25 protein-coding genes are annotated in these 25789 nt (G+C 66.3%); 8 read left to right on the top strand and 17 right to left on the bottom strand.

What is annotated here, in order from left to right; translation table 11 throughout:
* Positions 1–27 precede the first annotated feature (27 nt).
* The gene (locus BBTA_RS17505) at positions 28–1416 is read left to right on the top strand and encodes an ethanolamine ammonia-lyase subunit EutB (RefSeq protein ID WP_012043826.1); all 1389 of its coding nucleotides are present in this window, start codon (positions 28–30) and stop codon (positions 1414–1416) included.
* Positions 1413–2192 carry an ethanolamine ammonia-lyase subunit EutC gene (eutC, locus tag BBTA_RS17500; protein WP_012043825.1) on the top strand — a complete coding sequence of 260 codons (780 nt, stop codon included), beginning with the start codon at positions 1413–1415 and terminating at the stop codon, positions 2190–2192. The genes BBTA_RS17505 and eutC overlap by 4 nt, the downstream gene beginning before the upstream one ends.
* A 20-nt stretch (positions 2193–2212) precedes the next feature.
* On the opposite strand, the gene BBTA_RS17495 is transcribed toward eutC, so the two are convergent.
* From BBTA_RS17495 to BBTA_RS17460, 8 genes are read right to left on the bottom strand one after another with little or no spacing between them, the layout of a single operon-like run.
* Positions 2213–2932 carry an ABC transporter ATP-binding protein gene (locus tag BBTA_RS17495; RefSeq protein ID WP_083780672.1) on the bottom strand — a complete coding sequence of 240 codons (720 nt, stop codon included), beginning with the start codon at positions 2930–2932 and terminating at the stop codon, positions 2213–2215.
* Positions 2925–3680, bottom strand: a complete 756-nt coding sequence (locus tag BBTA_RS17490) for an ABC transporter ATP-binding protein (protein ID WP_012043823.1) — start codon at positions 3678–3680, stop codon at positions 2925–2927. The genes BBTA_RS17495 and BBTA_RS17490 overlap by 8 nt, the downstream gene beginning before the upstream one ends.
* Complete coding sequence (locus tag BBTA_RS17485; RefSeq protein WP_012043822.1) at positions 3677–4678, bottom strand: branched-chain amino acid ABC transporter permease; 1002 nt, start codon at positions 4676–4678, stop codon at positions 3677–3679. The genes BBTA_RS17490 and BBTA_RS17485 overlap by 4 nt, the downstream gene beginning before the upstream one ends.
* The gene (locus BBTA_RS17480; protein WP_012043821.1) at positions 4678–5550 is read right to left on the bottom strand and encodes a branched-chain amino acid ABC transporter permease; all 873 of its coding nucleotides are present in this window, start codon (positions 5548–5550) and stop codon (positions 4678–4680) included. The genes BBTA_RS17485 and BBTA_RS17480 overlap by 1 nt, the downstream gene beginning before the upstream one ends.
* Before the next feature lie 10 nt (positions 5551–5560).
* Positions 5561–6808 carry an ABC transporter substrate-binding protein gene (locus BBTA_RS17475; RefSeq protein WP_012043820.1) on the bottom strand — a complete coding sequence of 416 codons (1248 nt, stop codon included), beginning with the start codon at positions 6806–6808 and terminating at the stop codon, positions 5561–5563.
* 24 nt (positions 6809–6832) lie between these two features.
* Positions 6833–9208, bottom strand: a complete 2376-nt coding sequence (locus tag BBTA_RS17470; protein WP_012043819.1) for a xanthine dehydrogenase family protein molybdopterin-binding subunit — start codon at positions 9206–9208, stop codon at positions 6833–6835.
* On the bottom strand, positions 9205–9732 hold the full coding sequence (locus BBTA_RS17465; protein ID WP_012043818.1) for a (2Fe-2S)-binding protein: 528 nt from the start codon (positions 9730–9732) through the stop codon (positions 9205–9207). Before BBTA_RS17465 ends, BBTA_RS17470 begins: the two co-directional genes overlap by 4 nt.
* An 8-nt stretch (positions 9733–9740) precedes the next feature.
* On the bottom strand, positions 9741–10601 hold the full coding sequence (locus tag BBTA_RS17460) for a xanthine dehydrogenase family protein subunit M (RefSeq protein ID WP_012043817.1): 861 nt from the start codon (positions 10599–10601) through the stop codon (positions 9741–9743).
* Positions 10602–10869: 268 nt separating this feature from the next.
* On the opposite strand from BBTA_RS17460, the gene BBTA_RS17455 reads away from it, so the two are divergent.
* Together BBTA_RS17455 and BBTA_RS40760 are read left to right on the top strand one after the other, a co-directional pair.
* Positions 10870–11508, top strand: coding sequence for a TetR/AcrR family transcriptional regulator (locus BBTA_RS17455; protein ID WP_012043815.1), 639 nt, complete (start codon positions 10870–10872; stop codon positions 11506–11508).
* 24 nt (positions 11509–11532) lie between these two features.
* A complete protein-coding gene (locus tag BBTA_RS40760; RefSeq protein ID WP_041750729.1) occupies positions 11533–11790 on the top strand; it encodes a hypothetical protein in 258 nt (85 codons plus the stop codon).
* 380 nt (positions 11791–12170) lie between these two features.
* Here the strand turns inward: BBTA_RS40760 and BBTA_RS17445 are convergent, their stop codons facing one another.
* The 5 genes from BBTA_RS17445 to BBTA_RS17425 form a co-directional block, all read right to left on the bottom strand.
* Positions 12171–12380, bottom strand: a complete 210-nt coding sequence (locus tag BBTA_RS17445; RefSeq protein ID WP_012043813.1) for a hypothetical protein — start codon at positions 12378–12380, stop codon at positions 12171–12173.
* Between the two features lie 205 nt (positions 12381–12585).
* Entirely contained in the window at positions 12586–14031 is a 1446-nt protein-coding gene (gene ccoG / locus BBTA_RS17440; RefSeq protein WP_012043812.1) for a cytochrome c oxidase accessory protein CcoG, read from the bottom strand.
* A gap of 45 nt (positions 14032–14076) precedes the next feature.
* Positions 14077–14280, bottom strand: coding sequence for a DUF2892 domain-containing protein (locus tag BBTA_RS17435; protein WP_012043811.1), 204 nt, complete (start codon positions 14278–14280; stop codon positions 14077–14079).
* Positions 14281–14332: 52 nt separating this feature from the next.
* On the bottom strand, positions 14333–14773 hold the full coding sequence (trxC, locus tag BBTA_RS17430) for a thioredoxin TrxC (protein WP_012043810.1): 441 nt from the start codon (positions 14771–14773) through the stop codon (positions 14333–14335).
* Positions 14770–16056, bottom strand: a complete 1287-nt coding sequence (locus tag BBTA_RS17425) for an NAD(P)/FAD-dependent oxidoreductase (protein ID WP_012043809.1) — start codon at positions 16054–16056, stop codon at positions 14770–14772. The genes trxC and BBTA_RS17425 overlap by 4 nt, the downstream gene beginning before the upstream one ends.
* 96 nt (positions 16057–16152) lie before the next feature.
* On the opposite strand from BBTA_RS17425, the gene BBTA_RS17420 reads away from it, so the two are divergent.
* The 4 genes from BBTA_RS17420 (at position 16153) to BBTA_RS17405 (ending at position 21201) form a co-directional block, all read left to right on the top strand.
* On the top strand, positions 16153–16488 hold the full coding sequence (locus BBTA_RS17420; protein ID WP_041750728.1) for a helix-turn-helix transcriptional regulator: 336 nt from the start codon (positions 16153–16155) through the stop codon (positions 16486–16488).
* Between the two features lie 124 nt (positions 16489–16612).
* Positions 16613–17614 (top strand): efflux RND transporter periplasmic adaptor subunit, encoded by a 1002-nt coding sequence (locus tag BBTA_RS17415; RefSeq protein WP_012043807.1) that lies wholly within the window; start codon positions 16613–16615, stop codon positions 17612–17614.
* Positions 17611–20835 (top strand): efflux RND transporter permease subunit, encoded by a 3225-nt coding sequence (locus tag BBTA_RS17410; protein WP_012043806.1) that lies wholly within the window; start codon positions 17611–17613, stop codon positions 20833–20835. The genes BBTA_RS17415 and BBTA_RS17410 overlap by 4 nt, the downstream gene beginning before the upstream one ends.
* Positions 20836–20844: 9 nt before the next feature.
* Positions 20845–21201, top strand: a complete 357-nt coding sequence (locus BBTA_RS17405; protein WP_012043805.1) for a carboxymuconolactone decarboxylase family protein — start codon at positions 20845–20847, stop codon at positions 21199–21201.
* 7 nt (positions 21202–21208) lie between these two features.
* On the opposite strand, the gene BBTA_RS17400 is transcribed toward BBTA_RS17405, so the two are convergent.
* From BBTA_RS17400 to BBTA_RS17385, 4 genes are read right to left on the bottom strand one after another with little or no spacing between them, the layout of a single operon-like run.
* Positions 21209–22423, bottom strand: coding sequence for a M20 family metallopeptidase (locus BBTA_RS17400; RefSeq protein ID WP_041750727.1), 1215 nt, complete (start codon positions 22421–22423; stop codon positions 21209–21211).
* 18 nt (positions 22424–22441) lie between these two features.
* The gene (nikE, locus tag BBTA_RS17395) at positions 22442–24016 is read right to left on the bottom strand and encodes an ABC transporter ATP-binding protein (RefSeq protein WP_012043803.1); all 1575 of its coding nucleotides are present in this window, start codon (positions 24014–24016) and stop codon (positions 22442–22444) included.
* Positions 24013–24843 carry an ABC transporter permease gene (locus BBTA_RS17390; RefSeq protein ID WP_041750726.1) on the bottom strand — a complete coding sequence of 277 codons (831 nt, stop codon included), beginning with the start codon at positions 24841–24843 and terminating at the stop codon, positions 24013–24015. Before BBTA_RS17390 ends, nikE begins: the two co-directional genes overlap by 4 nt.
* On the bottom strand, positions 24836–25783 hold the full coding sequence (locus BBTA_RS17385) for an ABC transporter permease (RefSeq protein ID WP_012043801.1): 948 nt from the start codon (positions 25781–25783) through the stop codon (positions 24836–24838). Before BBTA_RS17385 ends, BBTA_RS17390 begins: the two co-directional genes overlap by 8 nt.
* Between the last annotated feature and the right edge of the window lie 6 nt (positions 25784–25789).

The following is a 25789-nucleotide window of genomic DNA, read 5'->3' as shown; positions in this document are numbered from 1 at the left end:
CCGCGAAATGCTTGCGGAGCCGGATCCATGGGTTTTTCACACAGCCTGGGCGGCACGACCTATCGCTTCGACGATCTCAGGACGCTGCTGGCCAAGGCGACGCCGCCACGTTCGGGCGACGTGCTCGCCGGCCTCGCCGCGCAGGATGCGGCCGAGCGCGTCGCCGCGCGCATGGCGCTCGCCGACCTGCCGCTGCGCCACTTCCTCGACGAGGCCGTCATCCCCTATGAGAGCGACGAGGTGACGCGGCTGATCGTCGATCAGCATGACGGCAGCGCCTTTGCCGAGATCGCGAGCCTGACCGTCGGAGCGTTCCGCGAATGGCTGCTGTCGGATGCGACCGATGCCCGGAGGCTTTCGGCGGTGTCGCCGGGCCTGACGCCGGAGATGGTCGCCGCGGTCTGCAAGATCATGCGGCTGCAGGATCTCGTCACCGTCGCCGCCAAATGCGAGGTGGTGACGCGCTTCCGCTGCACCATCGGCCTGCCCGGCCGGATGTCGACGCGGCTGCAGCCCAACCATCCGCTTGACGATCCCAAGGGCGTCGCGGCCTCGATCCTCGACGGGCTGATGTATGGCGTCGGCGACGCCACCATCGGCATCAATCCGGCGAGCGATGATCTCGACACGATGCTGCGGCTGCTCGACATGATCGAGACCCTGCGGCTCGCCTCGCACGCGCCGATCCAGTCCTGCGTGCTCGCCCATGTCACCACCGCCCTCAAGGCCATCGAACGCCGCGCGCCGGTCGATCTCGTGTTCCAGTCGCTGGCCGGCACCGAGGAAGCCAATCGCGGCTTCGGCATCACGCTGGCGCAGCTCGACGAGGCGCTCGATGCGGCCGAAGGCCTGGCGCGCGGTCCTGCCGGCGCCAACCTGATGTATTTCGAGACCGGACAAGGCAGCGAGCTGTCCTCATCAGGACATTGCGGCGTCGATCAGCAGACCCTGGAGGCACGCTGTTACGCGGTGGCGCGGCGCTACCGGCCGCTGCTGGTCAACACCGTGGTCGGCTTCATCGGGCCGGAATATCTCTATGACGGCAAGCAGATCATGCGGGCGGGGCTGGAGGATCATTTCTGCGGCAAGCTGCTCGGCCTGCCGATGGGCTGCGACGTCTGCTACACCAACCACGCCGAAGCCGACCAGGACGACATGGACGCGCTGCTGACCCTGCTCGGCGTCGCCGGCTGCACCTACATCATGGGCGTGCCCGGCGCCGACGACATCATGCTGAACTACCAGAGCACCTCGTTTCACGACGCGCTCTACATCCGAAAGGTGCTGGGCAAACGCGCCGCGCCGGAGTTCGAGGCCTGGCTGGCGGCCACCGGCATCAGCGACGGCAAGGGCGAACTGCGCTTCGATCCAGCCCGGCTGATGCCGTCGCTGCCGCTGCTGGGAGCCGAAGGGTGAGCGAGACAGACGATCAGGCGCCGGCCACGTCGTCATCCGACGATTGGAGCTGGCTGTCGCGCTACACCGCGGCGCGGATCGCGCTGGGCCGTTGCGGGCCGGGACTGCCGACCTCGGCCCATCTCGGCTTCCAGGCCGCGCATGCCGAAGCGCGCGATGCGGTGCTGAAGCCGTTCGATGCCGCCGGCTGCGCCGCCGACGTCACCGCGCGCGGCTGGCCGGCGATTGTCGTGCGCAGCCGCGCTGCCGACCGCGCCACCTACCTGCAGCGCCCCGATGCCGGTCGCCTGCTGGCGCCGGACTCGGAAGCGCTGCTGTCGGAGCCCCGCGCGCCGGCCGACATCGCGCTGGTCGTGGCCGATGGACTGAGCAGCCGCGCCGTGCAGGTCAATGCTCTGCCTGTGCTCGATACGTTGATGCCACTGCTCGCCGCGACCGGGCGGCGGCTGTCGCCCATCATCGTCGCCGCACAAGGCCGTGTCGCGCTGGCCGATCATGTCGGCGAGCTGTTTGATGCCTCGGCCTCGATCATCCTGATCGGCGAACGTCCGGGCCTGAGCGCGGCGGATTCGCTCGGCCTCTATCTCACCTGGATGCCGCGCCGCGGCCGCGTCGATTCCGAGCGCAACTGCATCTCCAATGTCCGGCACGGCGGGCTCGCGCCGGAGGACGCGGCCAAGCAGGCCGCCGAGCTGATCGCGCGGATGTTCAAGCATCGTGCCGCCGGCGTCAGCCTCGCCCGCCTGCCGCAGCTCCCCGCGCCGGACGGATCGTGACGCCGGCGCGTCGCGCAACATCACACCGCGCAATAGCGATCCTGGATGTCCTTGTCGGCCAACAAAGCGGCGGCGCTGCTCTCATGCACGACCTCGCCCTGGTCGATGATCACGGCGCGATCGGCGAGCCGCAGCGCCCATTCGACATTCTGCTCGACCAGCAGCAAGGTTTTGCCCTGGTCGCGCAGGCGACGAAACAGCACCCCCATCTCTTCGACCAGCACCGGCATGATGCCTTCCGACGGCTCGTCGAGCAGCACCATGCGCGGCCGCGCGATCAAGGCCCGGGCGATCGCCAGCATCTGCTGCTCGCCGCCCGACAAGGTCACGCCCTCCTGATCGAGCCGCTCGCGCAGCCGCGGAAAGGTCTCGGCGATCTCCGCAAACGCCGCGCGCTCCTCGATGTCCGCCTTGGCCGCCACCAGCCCGAGCCGCAGGTTCTCGCGCACCGACAATCCGGGCACGATGCGGCGCTCCTCCGGCACATAAGCGAGGCCAAGGTGGAAGCGCCGATGCGCGGCCAGCGGCAGCAGGTCCACGCCCGCGAAACGCACCTGCCCCGCGGCGCGCGGCATCAGTCCCATGATGGTGCGCAAGGTCGTGGTCTTGCCGGCGCCGTTGCGCCCGACCAGCGCAACCACCTCGCCCGCGTTGACGCGCAGCGAGATACCGTGCAGCACGTGGCTCGCGCCATACCAGGCCTGGACGCCGTCGAGTTCGAGCAATGCGGTCTCAGCCATAGCCTTCACTCTGTCCCAGATAGACCCGGCGCACGTCGGGATTGCTCCTGATGTCGTCCGGCCGGCCGTCGGCGAGCAGCCGGCCGTGGTGCAGCACCAGCACGCGCTGGCTCAGCCCCAGCACCATCTTCATCTTGTGCTCGACCAGCAGCACGGTGCGCCGCTCGGCCAGCCGCTCGAGCAGCGCGACCATGTCCTTGGTTTCCTCGGGCCCCATGCCGGCGGTCGGCTCATCCAGCAGCAACAGCTCCGGCTCGGAGACCAGCGCGATCGCGATCTCCAGCGCACGCTGCTGGCCGTGGGCAAGGAATTTGGCCTGCTCGCCGCGCTTGCCGATCAGCCCGACGGCCGTCAGCGCCGCATCGGCGCGCTCGCTCAGCTCGACAAGGTCGGCGCGCCTGCGCCAGATGTCATAGCTGACGCTCATCGCCTGCGCGGCGACCCGGACATTCTCGTGCACCGACAGGTCGGGGAAGATGTTGGTGATCTGGTAGGAGCGCGAGATGCCGCGATGCACGAAGCGGTGCTGCGGCAGGCCATTCAGCGCCTGCCCCTTGAAGCGCAGCGTGCCCGTGCTCGGCGACAGCGTGCCGGACAGAATGTTGAAGAACGTGCTCTTGCCGGCGCCGTTCGGGCCGATGATCGAGGTCAGCTCGCCTGCCGCGAAAGAGACGGTAATGCCTTCGAGGGCTATGAAGCCGCCGAAGCGACGGCCGATGCCGTCGGCGCGCAACAGCTCGGTGCTCATCGCCGCTCCCTCGCCGCCGGCAGCAGGTCCAGCAACGTGCCCCAGATGCCCTTCGGCAGGAACAGAACGAAGCCGACAAAGATCGCGCCGACGACGATCTGCCAATGCGGCGTCCAGATCGAGACGACGTCTTCCAGGATCAGGAACACCGCGGCGCCGATGAACGGCCCGAAGAAGCTGCGGGCGCCGCCGAGCAGCACCATCATCACGATCATGCCGGATGTCTGATAATGCAGGATGTCGAGCGGCACGATCGACAGGTGCAATGCCGACATGCAGCCGCCGATCGCGGAGATCGCGCCCGACAGCATGAACACGATCAGCTTGCAGCGTTCGACGTCGTAGCCGCACGCCCGTGCGCGCTGCTCATTCTCCCGGATCGCCTCGATCACCGCGCCGAAAGGCGAATTGAGAATGCGCGACTGGGCCCAGATCGCCAGCGCCGCAAACGCCATCAGGACGTAATATTTGTTGACCGGATCGAGAAAATTGATCTGCAGGCCGAGCAGATTGACGTGATCGACGGTGAAGCCGCGCAGCCCGTTCTCGCCCCCCGTCCATGACGACGCCTGCAAGGCGACGTAATAGACCAGCTGCGCCAGCGCCAGCGTCACCATCGAGAAATAGATGCCACGGGTCCGCGTTGAGATGGTGCCGATCGCGGCGGCGAGCGCGGTGCTGGCCGCAATCGCCAGCGGCACCGCGGCGAACCACGGCAGCCCGAAGCGGCCGATGGCGATGCCAGTGAGATACGCACCCGTTCCGAAGAAGGCGGCATGGCCGAACGACAGCAGCCCGGTATAGCCGAACAGGAGATTATACCCCATCACCACGACGCCATAGATCAGCACGTTGACGGCCAGCGCCTTCGACGGCAGCAGCCAGGGCAACAGGGCCAGCGCCACCAGCGACACCAGGACGCGATGGTCGGCGATCGCCGCCATGACGCGCTGCGCCTGCGGAAGCGCCGGTGCCGCGCCGCTCGACTGCATCGCCATCACGCTCTCCCCTTGAGGCCGAACAGGCCCTGCGGCCGGACCAGCAGCACCGCCGCCATCAGCGCGAACATCACGATGGTCGCCATTTCCGGCGCGAACAGCGCCACCATGCTGATGCAGACGCCGACCATCAGCCCCGCGACCACCGCGCCGACGATCGAACCGAGGCCGCCGATCACCGTGACGACGAAGGCCTCCGCGAGCACCAGCGTTCCCATTTCCGGATTGACGCTGCGCATCGGCCCCGCCAGGACCCCGCCCAGCGCCGCCAGGCCGACGCCGAGGCCGAAGATCGCGAGCCAGACCCTGCCGATGTCGACGCCGAGCACGCGCATGATCTGCGGATCGCGGGCGCCGGCCCGCACGATCAGGCCAACCCGGGTTTTCTCCAGCATCAGCCACAGCGCCAGCAGCACGACGGCCACCAAGGCGATCACGAACAGCCGGTACTTCGGAAAGAAGCCGAAGCCGAGATCGACGACGCCGATCAGTTGCGACGGCGTCGGAAACGGAATGCCGTCGCTGCCGAACACGATGCGCACGCCCTCGACCAGAATGTAGCTGAGCCCGAAGGTCAGCAGCAAGGGATCATCGACCGACCGGCCATAGAGGCGCCGGACCAGGACGCGCTCGATCAGCATGCCGAAGGCGCCGACCAGCAGCGGCGCGAGCAGCAGCCCCCACCAGAAACTGCCGGTCAGCGACGCCAGATAGAGCCCGGCATAGGCGCCGATCATGAACAGCGCGCCATGGGCGAAATTGACCACGCCCAGCATGCCGAACACGATGGTCAGGCCGAGCGCCGTGATCACCAGCACCGCCCCAAGGGCGATGCCGGAGAACAGCTGCATGATGATCAGGGAGAGATCCATGCGGTCCGGATCAAGTCGCGTGGCCGAGTTCGCTGCAGCTGCGCAGCATCTCGTCGGCGCCGGGATCGTTGGCCACGATCGCGAACAGGTCGCTGTCATTGGCCATAGCCGACTTCTTCTTCGATTCCAGCACAAGCACCGACTGCACCGATTGGTGGTCGCATTTGCGGTAATGCTGCGGGCCCTTGGTCAGGTCATATTGCAGGGCCTCCAGCGCCGCGACGACCTTGTCGGTCTCGGTGCCGCCGGCCGCCTGCATCGCCATCAGCAGCGAGCCGACACCCGAATAGCCATAGGCGCCGTAATCCGTCGGGATGGCACCGCCATTGGCGGCGCGGAACGCCGCGTTGAATTCGGCCGCGGTCTTGTTCTGGGTCTCGAGTCCCCAATAATAATTGGCGCCGCCGACCACGCCCTCGAACACGTCGGGCCCGACCGCGAGACGCTGGTTGTGCAGGATCACTGGCACGACGATCTTCATCTGCTGCTTGATGCCGAAATCGACCGCCTGCTTGATCGCATTGGCCTGGTCGCGGCCGAAATTGCTGATGCACAGCACATCCGGGCGCAGCGACATCAGCCGCGGCATGAAGGTCGAATAGTCCGCCGCGCCGAACGGGTGCAGGATCTCGCCGACGGTGTCGGCCCCGATCGCCGCCTGCGCCCGCTTGAAGCCGCGCAGCATCTCGTGGCCATAGGCATAGTCGGCGACGAGATGCGCGACCTTCATGCCCTTCTTCAAGGTCTGCCGCGCCACGGCCGCCGTCGTCATGTGCGGATTGAGCGCCTCGTGGAACGTGAACTTGCTGAAATCCTTGGCCTCGTTGATCGTATCGGACTGACTGATCGACACGTAGATGACGCCACGCGCGCGGGTCACCTCGTTGACCGCGAGCTGCACCGCGCTGGAGAGCGCGCCGACCACCGCATGCACCTTGTCCTTTTCGATCAGCTCCAGGGTGCGCGTCGCCGCCTCGCCCGCATTGAGCTTGTCGTCGCGCACCAGCAGCTCGACCTTGCGCCCGGCGATGCCGCCCTTGTCGTTGACCAGCTTGACCGCGAGCTCGGCGCATTTGACCTGGTCGCGCGCCTCGGCCGCGAACGGGCCGGTCAGCGGCGTCGGAAAGCCGATGCGGATGGTCTCGTCAGCGGCGCGACCGAGCCGCGGCATCGCCAGCGTGGCAATGCCGGCCGATGCTCCCAGCAGCGCGTTACGCCGGGATATGCCGCCTGGTCCTGGCCTGTTGTAGCTTGGCATGATGTCCTCCCTCGACCTGTCTTGTTAGTAGCGATTGAGCGCTTTCAATATGCGGGCCGGCGTGATCGGAATCGTGTTGATCGACGCGCCGAACGGCGTCAGCGCGTCGTTGACGGCATTGAGCACGCAGGCCGACGCCGCCGCCGTCCCGGCCTCGCCGCAGCCCTTGGCGCCCAGGATGGTATCGGCCGTCGGCGTCTCGACATGGTCGATGACGATATCGGGCATCTCCATCGCCATGGGCACGAGATAATCGGCCAGCGATCCGTTCAGCAGCTGGCCGGTCTCGCCGTAGCGGCATTCCTCGAACAGCGCAGCGCCGAGACCCTGGACCACGCCGCCACGCAGCTGCTCGTCGACCAGCATGGGATTGATGATACGCCCGCAATCCTCAACGACATAGTGCTTCAGCAGCTTGACGAAGCCGGTGTCGACGTCGACCTCCAGAGAGCAGCCCTGGATGCCGTTGGTGAACGCGAAGGGATAGCCCTGCGGCGCGAAGTGGTGGCTGACGGTCAGCTGCGCCTGCGTCCCCGGTGGCAGCGTGTCGGAGCGGAAATAGGCGATGCGCGCGATCTCCGCCACGTCCAGCCGCGGCTGCCGGGACGCGGCACTGACGACCTGGCCATCGACGATATCGAGCGCCGCCGCCTGCTCCTGCAGGACCAGGGCCGCGATTGCAAGGATGTTGGCCTTGAGCCGGCGCGCAGCCTGCAGCGCGGTCTCGCCGCCGATGCCGGCGCCGCGGCAGGCCCAGGTCGCGCCACCATGCGGCGTCACCTCGGTGTCGCCGGTGATGACCTTGACGTGCTCCTGGGCGAGGCCGAGCTGGTCGGCGACGATCTGGCCGATGATCGCCTCGGTGCCCTGCCCCTGCTCGGTGACCGAAATCGCACAGCGCACCTCGCCGGTCGGCGTCAGGCTGATCGTCGCGCCATCCTGCGACGAGATGCGCGCACCGCCGACGCCGTAAAAGGCCGGGCTCGGATTGGTGATCTCGACGAAGGTCGCAATGCCGATGCCGCGATGCACTCCGCGCCGGCGCAGCTCGGCCTGCTCGCCCCGCAGCGCGTCATAGTCCATGATCTCGCGCAGGCGCCGCAGACAGGCCTGGTGCGACAGGGCCTCGAATTTGTAGCCGGTCGGCGACACCAGCGGATAGGCGTCGTCGGCAATCACGTTGCGATCGCGCATCGCCAACGGATCGAACCCCGCGCGGCTGGCGGCGATGTCGACCATGCGCTCGGTGACGGCGCAGGCGATCGGATGTCCGACGGCGCGATACTGGCTGGTCTGCACCTTGTTCTGGAACACGACCTCCAGCGCCGCCCGGTAAGAGGTGAAATCATAGGGCGCGCCGATCAGGCGGATGACCTGGTTGCCTTCGACCACGCTGGTGCGCGGATAGGTCGAAAACGCGCCGATGGCCGTGGCGTCGTGGACGTCCATCGCGAGGATCTTGCCATCGGCGTCGATGGCCATGCGCGCCTGCACGCGATGGTCGCGGGCGTGAATATCGGAGACGAAGGATTCGATGCGGTCCGCGACATATTTCACCGGACGCCCCAGCATCATGGACAGACCGACCACCGCCATGTCCTCGTGATAGACATGCAGCTTCATGCCGAACGAGCCGCCAATATCCGGCGCGATGACGCGGACGCGCGCTTCCGGGATGTTGTAGTGCCGGGAATAGAGGTCCTGGAACTGATACGGCGTCTGGGTGGCGTGATGCACCGTCAGCATGCCGCTGTCAGGCTCGTAATCCGCGACGATGGCCCGCGGCTCCAAGGTGACCGGCGTATGCCGCCCGAAGCTGAACTGCTGTTCGATCACATGGGCCGCAGCTACGAAGACCTCGTCCACGCCACCGCTGTCAAGCTGGGTCCGAAAGCAGATGTTGGACTGGCTGGCCGGATTGGCCCTTGGCGTCCCCGGCTGGCGCGCCTCGTCGAGATCGACGACCGCGGGCAATTCCTCATAGTCGACCGAGATCAGCTCAAGCGCATCCTCGGCCAGCGCCCGGCTGTCCGCCACGACCGCGACGACCGCCTGCCCGGCCCAGACGACGCGGTCGAGCGGCAGCGGCAGCTGCGGCTCGGAGGTCATGCCCTTGAAATGATCGAGCGTGCCGGTCCATGGCGTGCATATCCTGGCGAGGTCAGCGCCGGTTGCGATCAGATGCACGCCGGCGAGCGCGCGCGCCGCGTCGGCATCGATGCTGATGATCCGCGCATGCGCGTGCGGGCTGCGCAGGAACGCCGCATGCAGCATGCGCGGCAGGCGGATGTCGGTGACGTAGCGCCCGCGCCCGGCGAGCAGGCGCTTCGCGTTCGGCCGCGGCACCGAACGGCCGATATAGGAGTTCGGACGATCAAGCGGAGTGAGCGGCGCGGTCATGACGATGCGCCCTCCGCACCTTGCGCGGCCTTGGCCGCACGTGCCTCGGCAACCGCTGCGATCGCGTCGACGATCGCTTCATATCCGGTGCAGCGGCAGAAATTGCCGGACAGCGCGTCACGAATGGCCTCCCGGCTGGGCCGCGCGACGTTTGAGAGCAGCTCGTGGGCGTTGATCAGCATGCCCGGCGTACAGAACCCGCATTGCAGCGCGTTGCGCCGGTGAAACTCAGCCTGCAGATCGGCGATCACACCGCTCTCGGACAGCCCCTCGATCGTGTCGATCCGCGCGCCATCGGCCTGCACCGCGAACATCAGGCAAGCATGGACGGCGCGGCCATCGAGCTGGACCAGACAGGCGCCGCAAGCGCCCATCTCGCAGCCGGCATGCGTGCCGGTGAGTTCGAGCTGAGTGCGCAGGCAATCGACCAGCGTGTCGCGCGGCGCGACATCGCAAGCCGTCTTGCGGCCGTTGACGACGAAGCGGACGCGGACCGTCGCGTCAGCCTCGTCCAGATCGGACATGATCGAGCTCACGTGGCCCCTCCGATCTGGCCCAACAGCCGGCCGAGCAGGACACGCGCCAGGTGCAGCCGCATCGCGGCCGGAACGTCGTCGCCGTCATCAGGCGCAAGGTCCTCGCCGAGCGCGGCCTGCGCCGCCGCAATCACATCGGGACTCAGGCGTGATCCCGCGATCTCAGATTCGGCTCGGCGCGCGCGCGTCGGGACATTGCCGACCGAGAAGAACGCGATGCGAATGTCCGTGATCAGATCATCCGCGCAGGTCGCGCTGATGCCGCAGCCGACCAGGGCATAGTCGCCGCGCCGACGCGCCAACTCATCGAATGCAATGCGCTGCCCCGGATTGAACAGCGGCACATGAACCGCAACGAGCAGCTCGCCCGGCGCAAGCGCCGTCTCGAACAGATCGACGAAGAAGTCCTCAGCCCTGACCCGGCGCCGGCCGGCCGGCCCGGCGACCTCGATCTCGGCCTCCAGCGCGAGCACCACCGCCGGGAATTCCGACGCCGGATCCGCGAGCGCGACGCTGCCGCCGAGAGTGCCCCGATTGCGGATGGCGGGATGGGCAACGAAGGGCGCAGCAGCCCGCAGCAGCGGCGCAAATTCCGCGATCAGCGGCTCGGTCAGCATCTCGCAATGGCGCGTCAGCGCGCCGATGCGCAGCCACTCGCCCTCACGTCGCACCCCGCGCAGCTCATCGATGTGGTTGATATCGACCAGACGGCGCGGCGCCTGCAGCCGCAGCGCGAGCGCCGGAACCAGGCTCTGGCCGCCGGCAATGTAGCGCGCGTCATCACCGCCTTGCGCGTGAGCGTCAAGCGCCTCCTCGACCGTACTTGCACGAAAATAGCTGAAAGCCCTCGCTTTCATCCGTTTCCTCGCTTCCAGGGCTCATCAGCCCGGATTCCCAGATTTGTGACCATCTGGTCTCAAAACACTGGCACACTGCCGCCAAGCCGGTCAACCAGAAACGAACGATTGGTCACAAATATGCTTTCGGCTATCAAGCCGAGATGCCGCGACAACGATGAAGGCCATGGCCAGACCTCCGAAAACCGCAAGCGCAAAGAAACAGGGCGCCAGCCGTGCGGGCAGCCAGCGAAAGAGCGCAAGCCATCCGAGGCTGCGGCGCCGCAACATGCGCGCCGCCGACCGTGAGAGGCTGATCGTGGATGAGGCGATCCGCTTCTTCGCCGAGCGCGGCTTCGAGGGCCAGACGCGGGAGCTCGCCAAGCGCATGGGCATCGCGCATTCGGTGATCTACCGGCATTTCCCCAGCAAGGAGGCGCTGATCGAACGCGTCTATCAGGAAGTCTATCTGAGCCGCTGGTCGCAGGATTGGGGTCCCCTGATCCGCGATCGCAGCCAGCCGCTGCAGGCGCGCTTGACGGGCTTCTATCTGGACTATGTGGCCCGCGTGTTCGAGTATAACTGGGTGCGGATCTTCGTGTTCTCCGGAATGCGATCGTTCGGCATCACCGGGCGCTACCTCGACCTCGTCCGGCGCGAGATCATCGAGCCGGCGGCGCTTGAGCTCCGACATGAGATGAACTTGCCTGATGTCGAGATCTGCCCGCTCGGCAGCCGCGAAACGGAAATGTTCTGGGGCCTGCACGGACGCATCTTCTACCTCGCGATCCGGAAGTTCATCTACGAGACGCCGGTCCCGTCCGATCTCGAGCAGACCGTTCGCGACGCGATCCAGCTGTTCCTGGACGGCGCGCGATCGACGCTCCCCGGCATTCTGCACGACTCGGCGAGCGGCTGCGGCGCGTGAACGGCCATCGCCGCCGGCCCGACAGTGTCCTTCGACGTCATCGCCGATCCGCCCCTGCTGCCCGGCTGGATCACATCGCCGGGCCGCGGAGCGTATCGCGATCGGCAAGCGCGATTTTTGCTATTTCATTTTTTCCGAATTCATGATCTACTCCTGCGCATCCTGCTTCGGCAAGAGGGGCGGATCGCGATCGTCACGACACGCGAGGCGGGATGCGGTGGCTGCGATCATGCCGCAGCGCGCTCCGATGGCGCGCGGACGAACGGCTGGTGGCGGACGTGAAATCGCGTGGTCCTGGCGCCCCGATGCTGGCGTCAAGCCGTCTGGTGACGATAATCCGGACGGCGACGGTGGCTAACAGGCCGGACACCGGGGAGAGCGCGAGATAAGCGTGAAAACCATCGCGCGGGGAATGCCGGAGTTCGGCTGAACCTGTGGTGACTGCCGCCTGCTTTTTTCTCTGCAGGCGGGCCATGGGTGCGGCCAGCCCCCGGCATTCCCCGCGCCCTCTTCTTCGACAGGGCGGAACGGACTGGAGCAACTCGGACGCATCGGCGCCGCGGGCCGCTTGACGACGTCTCGCTGCTGCGGTCCCCATTGAGGCACGGTTTGACGATACGCTGTTTGACTCCGTGAACGTCTCCAGTCCGGCCTCACGCCCCTCAGGCGACGCGGCCCCGGCCGTTGCGGCTGATCTTCGCCGCGACGAGATAGGACAGCGGCATCGCGACGATGAAGCCGACCAGCGCCGCGAGCGGCAGATCCTTCATCGGACTTCCGACCGGTCCCTGCACCGTCAACAACGCCGTGACCGCGCTGCCCGCCAGCACCGTGCCCAGCATGACCCAGATCAGAATTGCGACCTTGAACATCTCCCATTCTCCGTCAGTAGGAAACATCGATCCCTTGACGTGGCGATGCTCTGCCAGCGGTCTTTGTCCATCATTGATCTGGAACAACCGGACACGACAAAACAGGGAGAAGCACATGCTCCTCCCTGTTCCTATCAATTCCTGTTCCTATCAGTTAGAGGCAAGCTGGCGCGACTGCTCCGTACGGATCCAGCCGACGCCGGCTTCAACGCGGCGCCGGCACGAAGTGGTCGTGCTTGCTGACCGACGTGCCCGTCGCAGGATCGGTGATCCTGATCTCGATGTCGACCGGCACCGGCGGAAGATCGGCGCCCTTCGCCTCGACCGACATCCGGATCTCGCGGGTCTGGTCCTGTCCCACGTCGATCAGCATGCGGCCGTCGGCTTCGCGGCTCTCGCCAGCGACCGTCACCTTGGCATTCGGCGGGCCGACGACGTCGAGCACAAAGTCACGCGCGCCGCGCTTGTTGAGCAGCCGCACCGTGTAGTCATTGCGCACGCCGCCATCCGACAGCTGCACAAACAGCGGATTGCGCTCATGCAGCACATTGATGCCCATCGTGCCGCGCGTCGCCAGCGTGTACAGCATGATACCCCCGACGATGGCGATGAAGCTCGCATAGATGATCGTGCGCGGCCGGATGATGCGGTAGATCTCCGGCTTGCCCTCTTTGCGCCTGGCCACGTTGATGTCGGTGTCGTAGCCGATCAGACCGGTGGGACGGCCGATCTGGGTCATCACGCTATCGCAGGCGTCGATGCACAGGCTGCACTGGATGCAGCCGAGCTGGAGGCCGTTGCGGATGTCGACGCCGGTCGGGCAGACGTTGACGCATTGGTGGCAGTCGACGCAGTCGCCGGCCGGCGCGCCCTGCAGCCGCGCCGCCTCCGCCTTCTTGACCGACATGCGCGGCTCGCCGCGGTCGCCCTTGTAGGTGACGTTGAGCGCCCATTCGTCGGTCAGTGCGGCCTGGATGCGCGGCCACGGGCACATGTAGATGCAGACCTGCTCGCGGGCGTGGCCAGCGAACACGTAGGTCGTCGCCGTCAGAATGCCGATCCAGAGATAGGCCGTGAACGGCGCCTGGAAGGTGGCGAGGTCCTTCACCAGGGTCGGCGCATCGTCGAAATACAGCACCCAGGCGCCGCCGGTCCACCAGCCGATCATGATCCAGAGAAAGTGTTTGAGGGCGACCTGGCGGATATGCGTGAAAGTCCAGCCGCGCTTGTCGCTGAGCATGCGCTCGCGCCGGTCGCCCTCGACCCAGCGCTCGACGGCATAAAACAGGTCCGTCCATACCGTCTGCGGGCAGAGATAGCCGCACCACAGCCGGCCAGCGACCGCGTTCATCAGGAACAGGGCCACTGCGGCAATGATCAGCAGGCCGGTGAAGTAGTAGACCTCCTGCGGCCACAGCTCGATGAAGAAGAAGTAGAAGCGGCGGTGCGGGAAATCGACCAGCACCGCCTGGTTCGGCATCCCGGGACCGCGATCCCAGCGCACGAAGGGCAGCAGATAGTAGATGCCCAGCGTAATACAGAGGATGGTCCACTTGATGCGCCGGAAGCGGCCATGCACGGCCGCCGGATAGACCTTGTCGCGCGCCTTGTAGAGCGGCCCGACGATGTAGGTTTCGTCCGAGTCAGCCATGATATCCTCGCTTCATCTTCATCCTGCCTTCCATGTCGGGCCGGTTCAGGAGAACGCGTTGCCGCTTCGCAAGCCCAGCTTCCTGAACACGATCGCCGCCGGGCAGAAGCCCGTGAACGAGGCCTGGATCATGTTGACGCCTGCAAAGGCCGTCAGCAGGAACCAATAGGGACTGACGGTCCAGCCGAGCGCAAGGCCGAGCAGAACGACGACCCCGGCAAAGAAGAGAACTGCTTTGTCGATATTCATGACATGGTCCTTCATGGTTGCCTTTGAGCGTAATCAAGCCGGCGCCGCGGCATCACTGCCGCAAGCCGGACAGCGTCCAGGCGACGATTCGTTGCGAGTCCATCGCACCCGAGATCCGCGCCAGTTCCCGGCCCTTCTGCAGCAGCAGCAGGGTGGGAATTCCAGAGATGCCGAACTTCGCCGAGATCTCCGGCGCCTCGTCGGAGTTCAGCTTCAGAAGCTGTACGCGCGGTTCGAGCGCCTCGGCGGCGCGCGCGAACATCGGCGCCATCGCCCGGCACGGGCCGCACCACGGCGCCCAGACATCGACCAGCAGCGGCAGGTCGCTATGCGCAACATGGCGCTCGAACGCCGCCTGGTCGACCTCGATCGGATGGCCGGAGAACAGCGGCGCGTGACACTTGCCGCATTTGCCCTGGGTGGGCGCGCGGCCGGCGGGCAGACGGTTGATCTGTCCGCAATGGCCGCACACCAGTTGAAAGGTCCCGCTCATGTGCCTGTCCTGACCTCCTTGATCTTGGCGATGTTGAGCCGGTCGAGCAGAAACTTCTCATAGAACGGCTCCGGCGTGCCGCGCCGCATCTTGCGCAGGAAATACTTCTCGAAGGCGACCTTGGCGTAATGCACCCACTCTCCCTTCGCCGACCAGTTGACGTTACGCGGCGGGATTTGCGGCTGCGCCAGGAAGGCGACGCCGGAATCACCGAAATCGGCGAGGCAGATCGCATTCCAGGTCGGCTGCGCCTTCGGCTCCTGACCGCGCAGCAGCGCGCCGATGTTGAGGGCGGTCGCCGTGACCATCGACTCGATCATGAAGCCGGTCTTGGGCACGCCGACCGGCACCGGCGTCGGCCCGATCGGCGGGATCGCGACGCAGACGCCGATCGCGAACACGTTGGCGAAGGCCGGATTGCGCTGATGCTTGTCGACGATCACGAAGCCGCGCGGGTTGGTCAGCTTCTCGATGCCCCTCACGGCGCCGACGCCGCGGAACGCCGGCAGCATCATGGAATAGGCGAAGGGCAACTCATGCGTCTTGCGGACCGAACCGTCGTCGGCCACCTCCTCCACGACCATGCGGCCGTCCTCGACCTTGGTGACGCGCGCACTGGTGATCCACTTGATGTGCTTCTCGCGCATCTCGCTTTCCAGCAGCCCCTTGGTGTCGCCGACACCGTCGAGACCGAGATGGCCGATATAGGGTTCGGAGGTCACGAAGGTCATCGGCACCTGATCACGCATCTTGCGGCGGCGCAGTTCGGTCTCGAGGATGAAAAGAAATTCGTAGGCCGGGCCGAAGCAGGACGCGCCCTGCACCGCGCCGACGATGACCGGGCCGGGCTTCTCGGCCAGTCTGTCGAACGCCGCCTTGGCATGCGCGGCATGGTCGACATGGCACACCGACTGGGTATGGCCATCGGGGCCGAGCCCCGGAATCTCGTCGAAGGCGAGCTCGGGGCCGGTGGCCACCACGAGATAATCGTAGGCGACCATAGTGCCGTCCGTCAGCTCGACCTGGTTCTCGGCCGGATGGACGCGCTTGGCCCCCTGCGTCAGCAGGCGGATGCCCTTGCGCTGCATGACGTCGACGAGATCGATCTCGATGTCGCCGCGCTTGCGCCAGCCCACCGCCACCCACGGATTGGACGGCACGAAATGATAGGAGGATCCCTGCGAGATGACGGTCACGCGGTCCTCCTTTCGCATCTGGGGCAGCAATTCATAGGCCATCAGCGAGCCACTCAGCCCCGCTCCGATCACGACAACGTCCGCCATTGGGTCCTCCATCGCCTTGCTTCGTTCTTGTTTCGCTCAGCCCTGATCTCCCGGCCGGCCTTGACTATATATTCGTATCTCTGTATATACGCAACTATGAAATTTTATGCAGACATCATGGAAGCGGCGGCCGACCAGGCCAGCGACCTGTTGAAGGCGCTGTCAAACCGGCATCGGCTCCTGATCATCTGCCAGCTGGTCGACACTGAACGGTCGGTCGGCGAGCTCGCGGCGTTCCTCGGACTGCGCGACTCGACCGTCTCCCAGCACCTTGCGCTGCTGCGCAAGGACGGTCTGGTCACCGCCCGGCGCGATGGGCAGACGATCTACTATTCGATCACCAGCGAGCCGGCCCGCGAGGTGCTGAAGACCCTCTATCAGGTCTATTGCGCAGCGCTGCCGCCGAAACCCGCACAAAGACAAAGACTATGACAGTGCCGAGCCCACGACTTGAGCAACGTCAAGTGGGAACCCGTATTCCGGTGGGATGTCTGGACCGGCCGCAACGGTTTCGCCTGACCACCCGATTTGACTCAAAAGAGACAGGACAAGGCTGATGCGCACATTATCGCTCCTGAGCTTGATCGCCGCGATGACGTGGCAGATGGGCTGGCAGGCCGCGCCGGTGCATGCCGAGACGCTGACCGTCACACCGCGCCAAGTCGCCGACGAGAAGGCGGTGTTCGCGACGGTGGAAAGCATCAGCGTGGTCCCGGCGCGCGGCCGCATCGGCGGCACGATCGCGCAGCTCTCCGTTCGCGAAGGCGACCCCGTGAAGCGCGGCCAGCCGATCGCTCTGATCGGCGATGAGAAGCTCGCTCTGCAGCTCAAATCGCTCGACGCCCAGATCGAGGCGCTGCAGGCGCAGGCCAACCAGGCGCAAATCGACTTCACGCGTACCGAAGGCCTCGTCGAACGCGGCACCCTGCCCCGTGTCAAGCTCGACGAGACGCGCACCGCGCTCAATGTCGCCGAGAACGGCCTGCGGGCCAAGACCGCCGAGCGCGCGGTGGTCAATCAACAGATGAGCGAAGGCCAGGTGCTGGCGCCCGATGACGGCCGCGTGCTGAAGAAGCTGGTGACGGTCGGCTCGGTGGTTCTACCCGGCGATCCCGTGGTCACGGTGGCGCAGCAGAACTTCAAGCTGCGGCTGCGCGTGCCCGAACGCCATGCGCTGTTCCTGAAAGCCGGTGACAAGATCCGCCTGGATGGTGCCGAGTTCGGCGAAAGCGGCGACAAATGGGGGGTCATCGACCTCGTCTATCCGCAGATCGAGGAAGGACGCGTCGTCGCCGATGCGATTGTTCCCGGCCTCGGCCAGTACTTCGTCGGCGACCGGCTACGCGTCTGGATCTCCGGCGGCCAGCGCGACGCCTATGTGATCCCCGCCCGCTACGTCACGACCCGCTTCGGCATCGACTACGTCCAGCTGCAGCAGGGAGCGCAGAAGGCGAGCGTACCGGTGCAGCGGGGCCGCGCCCTGCCGAGCGCCGATGTTCCCGATGGTCTCGAAATCCTGTCCGGCCTGCGCGCCGGCGACCAATTGGTGCAGCCGTGAAACTTGGACTCTCAGGCAAGCTGACCCAGGCGACCATTGCCTCGCCGCTGACACCACTGTTCCTGCTCGCCGCGCTCGTGGTCGGCCTCATCGCGGTGGTCGTCATCCCGCGTGAGGAAGAGCCGCAGATCAGCGTGCCCATGGTCGACATCCGCGTCAACGCCGACGGCCTGCGCGCGCCCGACGGCGTCGAGCTTGTGACCAAGCCGCTGGAGACGATCGTCAAGGCGATCGACGGTGTGGAGCACGTCTACAGCCAGACCGAGGATGACCGGGTCATGGTGACCGCGCGGTTCCTGGTCGGCACCAAGTTCGAGGACGCCATACTGCGCGTCCACGACAAGATCCGCGCCAATCTCGATCGCATCCCCGTCGGCATCCCCGAGCCGATGATCGTCGGCCGCGGGATCAACGACGTCGCTGTCACGGTGCTGACCCTGTCACCGAAGCCGGAGGCCGCCGAGCGCTGGTCCGACAAGGACCTCTACGAGCTGGCGGACAAGCTGCGCGCCGAGCTGACCAAGGTCGACAATATCGGCCTGACCTACATCTCCGGCGGCGGCGCCCAGCAGATCCGCGTCGAGCCTGATACCGAGAAGCTGTCGCTGTTCGGCGTGACCTTGCAGCAGCTCGTCGCCAAGGTGAAGGATGCCAACCGCTCGTTCCTCGCTGGCGACGTCCGCGACGGTGGCATCGTGCGCAACGTCACAGCCGGGCAGACGCTGACCGGCATTCCCGATATCGGCCTGCTGCTGATCTCGACCCGCGACGGCCGCCCGGTCTATGTGCGTGACGTCGCGACCGTCGTCATCGGCCCCAATCTCGCCGAACATCGGGTCTGGGACGACGCGCGCAATGGCAAGGGCGACTGGCACCGGGTGCCCGCGGTGAGTCTGGCCCTCGCCAAGCGCGCCGGCGCCAACGCGGTCGTGGTGTCGCACGACATCGCGCAGCGCCTCGAAGGACTCAAGACCAGCCTCATTCCGAGCGATGTCGCCGTCACCGTGACCCGCGACTATGGCGAGACCGCGAACGAGAAAGCCAACGAGCTCTTGTTCCATCTCGGCCTCGCCACGATCTCGATCGTCGTGCTGATTGCGGTTGCGATCGGCTGGCGCGAGGCGCTCGTGACATTCGTGGTGATTCCGACCACGATCCTGCTGACGATGTTCGCCGCCAATCTGATGGGCTACACGATCAACCGCGTCAGCCTGTTTGCTCTGATCTTCTCGATCGGCATTCTGGTCGACGACGCCATCGTCGTGGTCGAGAACATCGCCCGCCACTGGGGCATGGCTGACGGCCGGCCGCGCCTGCAGGCCACGATTGAAGCGGTGGCCGAGGTCGGCAATCCCACGGTCGTCGCCACCCTGACCGTGGTTGCCGCCCTGCTCCCGATGCTGTTCGTGTCGGGACTGATGGGCCCCTATATGGCGCCGATCCCCGCCAACGCATCGGCCGCGATGCTATTCTCGTTCTTCGTCGCCATGGTCGTGGCCCCGTGGCTGATGCTACGGCTGGCGCCAAAGCAGACCACGGCCGCGGCCGGCGCGCATCACGATGCGCATGGCGAAGGCCGCCTCGGGCGCATCTACCGCAGCGTCGCGCGCCCGATCGTCGCCAGCAAGCGCTCCGCCTGGATCTTCCTGCTCGGCGTCGGCATCGCGACGCTGCTCTCGATGACCTTGTTCGCCACCAAGTCCGTCACGGTCAAGCTGCTGCCGTTCGACAACAAGTCGGAGATCGCCGTGATGGTCGATCTGCCCGAGGGCGCGAGCCTGGAGGATACCGAGCGGACGCTGTTTGCCGCAGCCGACATCGCGCACCAGCTGCCGGAGATCACGACTGTGCAGAGCTATGCCGGCACGGCCGCGCCGTTCAACTTCAACGGCCTCGTCCGGCACTATTATTTGCGCGAGCGCCCGGAGCTCGGCGAGCTCCAGGTCAATCTCGCAGCGCGCGGCGATCGCAAGCGGGCGAGCCATGACATCGCGCTCGATCTGCGGCAGCGGCTCAAGGCCGTTTCCGTGCCGTCAGGGACCAGCATCAAGGTGGTCGAGGTGCCGCCGGGGCCGCCAGTGCTGGCGACGCTGCTTGCCGAGATCTACGGCCCGGATGCCGCGACAAGGCGCGCCGTCACGAGCGAGCTGAAGAAGGTGTTCGCCGACGTTCCGTTCATCGTCGACATCGACGATTCGATCGGCCAGCGCCGGCCGCGGCTGCGGCTGTCGATCGACCAGGACAGTCTGGAATTCTTCGGGGTCGAGCAGCGCGACGTCTACGACACCATCCAGACCTTGTTCGGCGGCGTCTCGGTCGGCTACTCGCATCGCGGCGAGGACCGCAATCCGATCGAGATCGCGGTGCGGCTGCCCAAGCGCGACAAATCGTGGAGCGAGGCTTTGGCCTCGACGCCGGTGCCGGCCAACACAGTGCCGGGCAGCAAGACCGTGGTCGAGCTCGGTCAGGTCGTGAAGGCCACGATGGAAGATGGTTCGCCGATGATCTTCCGCCGCGACGGTCGCTTCGCCGATATGGTGATGGCCGAGCTCGCCGGCCGCTTCGAGGCACCGCTCTACGGGATGCTCGCGGTCGCCGACCGCATCGACGCCCATGACTGGGGCAAGCTGCCAAAACCGGCGATCGGCTTCCACGGACAGCCCAAGGACGAGTCCCATCCGACGCTGCTATGGGACGGCGAATGGGAGATCACCTATGTGACATTCCGCGACATGGGCGCGGCGTTCGGCGCAGCGATCCTCGGCATCTACGTGCTGGTGGTGGCGCAGTTCAAGAGCTTCCGCCTGCCGCTCGTCATTCTGACTCCGATTCCACTGACCCTGATCGGCATCCTGCTCGGCCACTGGCTGCTGGGCGCGCCATTCACCGCGACATCGATGATCGGCTTCATCGCGCTGGCCGGCATCATCGTCCGCAACTCGATTCTGCTCGTCGACTTCATCCGGCACAGCGGCGGCGAGGGCAAGACGCTGCGCGACGTCGTGTTGGAAGCCGGCGCAGTGCGCTTCAAGCCGATCCTGCTCACGGCGCTGGCCGCGATGATCGGTGCGGCCACGATCCTGCTCGACCCGATCTTCCAGGGCCTGGCGATCTCGCTGCTGTTCGGCCTGGCCTCATCCACTTTGCTCACCGTGCTCGTGATCCCCGCGATCTACATCGCACTGCGCGAGCCCGGCAAACCCACCACGAAGATGTCGTAGGAGACACGAATGACCAAGTTGTACAGCGAGATCTGCAAGGACCTGTCCGGCAACTTGAAGACGCTGCGCAAGGACATTCCCGACGTGATGCAGGGCTTCTCCGCATTGGCGCGGGCCGCCGGCGCCGACGGCGCGCTCGACAAGAAGACCAAGGAGCTGATTGCGCTTGCCATCGGCGTCGCGGTCCGCTGCGACGGCTGCATCGGCTTTCACGCCGAGGCGCTGGTCCGTCTCGGCGCAACCCGCCAGGAGGTCGAGGAGACGCTCGGCATGGCGATCTACATGGGCGGCGGGCCGTCGCTGATGTATGCGGCCGACGCCATTGCAGCGTTCGAGCAGTTCCAGCAGCAGACGGCGGCCGCCTGAGCGCCCGTCAGCTGCAAATGTCGAGAATGGCCAGCATGTAGATGCGGATCATGTCGAGATAGTCGGGAATGTCGACGCGCTCATCCGGCATCGTATTGTACCGGCCGCCAGGGCCACACACGATGCCCTGCATCCCGCCGGAAGTATAGAGATGGCCGGCGTCTGTGCCATAGAAGCAGCTCGGTGCGACCGGCCCCGTCGGCTGCGCCACGCCGCGCACGGCACGATAGGCATCGTTGACCGCGCGCACGATCGGGCTGTCCGGTGCCACCTCGAAGGGCGGCATGGTGGGCACGCCGGCGCGGTCCTCCGACATCAGATGCGCCTTGAGGCCGGGAAACCGCGCCTCGAGCGCATCGAGCTCGCGCCGCATGTCGGCCAGCGCGCCCTGCTCGGTCTGCCCGGGCGCATAGCGGCCGGAGCCCTTGATGCGGACGAAATCCGCCACCTGCGGCGTCCGCCACTCGTGCAATTCGCGGCCGAGCGCGCCGTGAACGACGCCGACATGGACACGGTTGATCGCCTCATGCGCGGGCGAGCGGGCACCCGAGAACGTCATGGTATTGAGGCGCGGAATGAGATCGCAGGCCGCCATGATGGCATCGACCGCCTGCTCGCGCTTGGACAAATGCCGCGTATTGCCGACGAGCTCGATGATGAACATGAACGCCGCCGCATGCATGGTCATCGCCTGGAGGTCGGTCGGCTCTGAATTGATGAAATAGTCGGCGCGCAGCCCCTGCTCGATCAGCGAATAGGTGCCGACGCCGCCCTGCAGCTCGCCGACCACATAGGTCAGGATGACATCGCCCCTGAGCTTCACGCCCGCATCGATCAGCGTCTTGACCGCGCAGAAATAGGCCGCGTCGCCAGCCTTCATGTTGGACACGCCGATGCCGTAGATGAACTTGTCGTCGACCTTCCCTTCCCAGGGATCGACGGTCCAGCCTTCGGTCACCGGGTTGGTGTCGACATGGCCGTTGAACAGCAGGCTCTTCCCACCCCCGCTGCCCTTCCAGCGTCCGACGGCATTGACCCGGCCTTCGGTGCCGAACGGAGCCACGGCGGCGTCCAGGCCGATTTCGCGCATCCGCTCCGCCATGAAGGTCGCGAGCTGCTTCTCACCCTCCGTTTTCGAATAGCTCTTGTGCTGTACCATGCGCGACAGCAGCGCGAGCGCCCCGGGGACGTCGATGCGGGCGAGCAGTTCGTTGCGATCCATGTGTTGCAATCCTTGCGGTCAGCCGACAGGCGCCGGCGACGCCGCCATCAGTTCGCGGGTGTAAGGGTGAACGTCATCGGTCCCGAACGCGTCGATGGCGCGGCTGTCGACCAGCTGACCATGACGCATCACGACGATGCGGTGCGCAATCTGGCGGATCAGATTGAGATCGTGGGTGATGAACAGATAGGCCGCGCCGGTCTCGGCCCGCAGCGCCAGCAACAGATCGATGATCTGCGCTTGCACGGAGACGTCGAGCGGCGCGGTGATCTCGTCGCAGATCACGAGCCGCGGGCGCGCTGCAAACGCGCGGGCAATCGCAACGCGCTGTTTCTCGCCGCCGGACAGCTGGTGCGGCCAGCGTGTGGCATAGGAGGCCGGCAACCGGACCTGCTCCAGGAGCCGCGGCACGGCAGCGGTATCGCCGCCATACAGCTTCAACGGGCGCGACAGGATCTCACCAATGCGATGGCGCGGATTGAGCGAGGAGTCCGGATGCTGGAACACGATCTGGACATCGCGGCGGTAGCCGGCGCCCATGTCGCCTGCGCCGTGCAACGTGCCGCCGTCGAAACTGATCGCGCCGGAGAACCGGGCGAGACCGGTCAGGGCGCGCGCGATCGAGGATTTGCCCGAGCCGGACTCCCCGACAACGCCGACGATCTCTCCGGCGCGGATGTCGATATCGACGGCCTTTGTCGCCGGCGGCGGCGCGGCGCGGAACAGACCGGCCCTGCCATACTGGACCTCGATGCCGCGGGCCTGAAGCAGCACATCGGTACCGGGGATGTCGTGGACCAGCCGCCGCTCCGGCCGTGGCACCGCAGCGATCAGCGACCTGGTATAGTCGTGCTGCGGTCTGGAAAAGATCTCCGATGCCTTGGCCTGCTCGACGACGCGGCCGTGGCGGATCACTGCGACGCGATCGGCGACACGGGTCATCATCGCCAGATCGTGCGAGATATAAAGCGCCGCGACGCCTGTCTCGGCGCGCAGACGCGCGAACAGATCGATGATGCGGGCGCCGGTGATGACGTCGAGCGCCGTGGTCGGCTCATCGAACAGGATGACATCCGGCCGGCAGCCGAAGGCGGTGGCGATGATCACACGCTGCTTCTCACCGCCGGAAATCTCGTGCGGATACCGCCGCAGCACCGCGGCCGGGTCGCGCAACTCGACATGTCCGAGCAGCTCGATCGCGAGCGCCTTGGCGTCCCGGGCGTTCAGATCACGGTGGCGCATCAGCGCCTCGGTGATCTGGCGACCGATCGTGAGCGTCGGGTTGAGCGCCGTCGACGGATCCTGGAACACCATGCCGATCCGGCGGCCGCGGACCGCGGTGAGCTGCTTGGCCGTCAGGGATTGCAGGTCGATATCGCCGAGCTGCAGCGACCCGGAGATTTCGCGCGCATTGGCCGGCAGATGGCGCATCAAGGCCCAGGCCAGCGAACTCTTGCCGGAGCCGGATTCTCCGACGAGGCCGAGCACCTCGCCCGGCGCGATGGCGAGCGATACGTCGCGCAGCACAGGGACGACGCCCGAAGCCGTCAAATAGTCGAGCCCGTAATTGTCGATCGTGAGCGCAGCTCTCATCGATCATCTCTCGGGTTGAGCGCATCGCGCAAGGCATCGCCGACGAGATTGAACGCAATCGCCGACAGCGCGATCGCGGCCGAGGGCGCGATCAGGATCCACGGGGCGCGGTGCATGTATTGGCGTGCATCGGCGACCATCAGGCCCCATTCCGACGCGGGCGGCTGCGCGCCGAGGCCAAGGAAGCTGAGCGTCGCGAACAGCATGACCGCGAACGACACCCGGATGGTAGCCTCGATGATGATCGGCCCCATCACATTGGGCAGCATCTCACGGAAGATGACGTGAGCCGCCGCCTCGCCGCGCGCGACCGCCGCCTTGACATAGTCCTGATTGCGCACGGCCAGCGCCACCGAGCGCGTCACCCTGGCCATACCCGGCGCAAAGGCCAGCGCAATTGCGACCACGGCATTGCCCGCGCCATTGCCGAGCGTGCTGACCAGCAGCAGCGCCATCAGCAGACCGGGGATCGCCATCACGGCATCGTTGGTGCGCATGATCGCCTCGTCGGACTTGCCGCCGAGATAGGCCGAGCCGATCCCGATCACGGCGCCGATCGCGCTGCCGGCCAGCGTGGCCGCAAGCGCCATCGGCACGGTCGCCCGCGCACCGGACAGCAGCCGGCTCAGAACATCGCGGCCGAATTGATCGGCACCGAGCCAGTTCTGCCATCCCGGAGCCCGGAAGCGGCCGAGGAAGTCCATCTTCTCCGGACCGTAGGGCGCAAGCCATGGTCCGAGGAGACAGAGGATGGCGAGCGCGACGAGCAGTGTCAGCCCGATCACGCCCTGCGGCTTGCGGATCATCCGTTGCAGCAGCTCAGTCATAGCGGATCCGCCGGTCAAGCAGGGCGTAGACCACGTCGGCAAGCGTGTTGGTGATCGCGTAGGTCGTCGCCATGATCATGGCGCCGGCCTGGATCGACGGCAGATCGCGGGTGGTGATCGCGATCATCAGCGCACGGCCAATGCCGGGAATGGCGAAGATCTCCTCGATGACGATGATGCCGCCGAGCAGATAGCCGACATCGAGCGCAACGATGGTGATGACCGGCAGCAGCGCGTTGCGCATGACGTGCCGCACCAGCACCGTGCGCTCCGGCAGGCCCTTCAGCCGAGCGGCACGGACGTAGTCGGATTGCAGCACGTCGAGCGTTTCGGAGCGCATCATGCGCATGACATGCGCGACGAGGATCACCGATACGGTCAGGACCGGCAGCGCCAGATGACGCAGCGCCAGCCCAATGTTCTCCAGCGGCGACACGTAGCCGGTCGCCGGCAGCCACGGCACGATATCCGTCAGCAGCAGCGCCAGCACGGTCGCGGTCACGAACTCCGGCAGCGACACGCCGAGATAGGCGATCACACTGGTGGCGGTGTCCGCCACCCTGCCCTGGCGCAGCGCGGCAAACATTCCCATCGGCACCGCGACCAGGAGGGTCAGAGCAAGGGAGCCTGCGGCGAGCAGCAGCGACCGCGACAGCGCCGTCAGCATCTCCGGCGCCACCGGCAGGCCGGTTCGCATCGAGACGCCGAAATTGCCGCTCACCGCGCGCGCGACCCAATGCACGAACTGCAGCCAGACCGGATCATCGAGCCCGAGCCGCGTGCGGACGGCGGCGAGCGCCTCGGGCGAGGCGTTTTCGCCCAGCAAGGTCTGCGCGGCATCGGCCGGCAGCGCCTGCGTGATGGCGAACACCAGCACGCACACGATGGCGACCGTATAGATCATGAGCAAGAGCCGCCGCAGCAGCCAGGCGAACGACACCGGAGA

This window comes from Bradyrhizobium sp. BTAi1 (assembly GCF_000015165.1).
GTDB classification, from domain to species: Bacteria; Pseudomonadota; Alphaproteobacteria; order Rhizobiales; family Xanthobacteraceae; genus Bradyrhizobium; species Bradyrhizobium denitrificans.
Note: the sequence above shows the minus strand (reverse complement) of the source record. Positions and strands in the feature narration are given on the sequence as shown.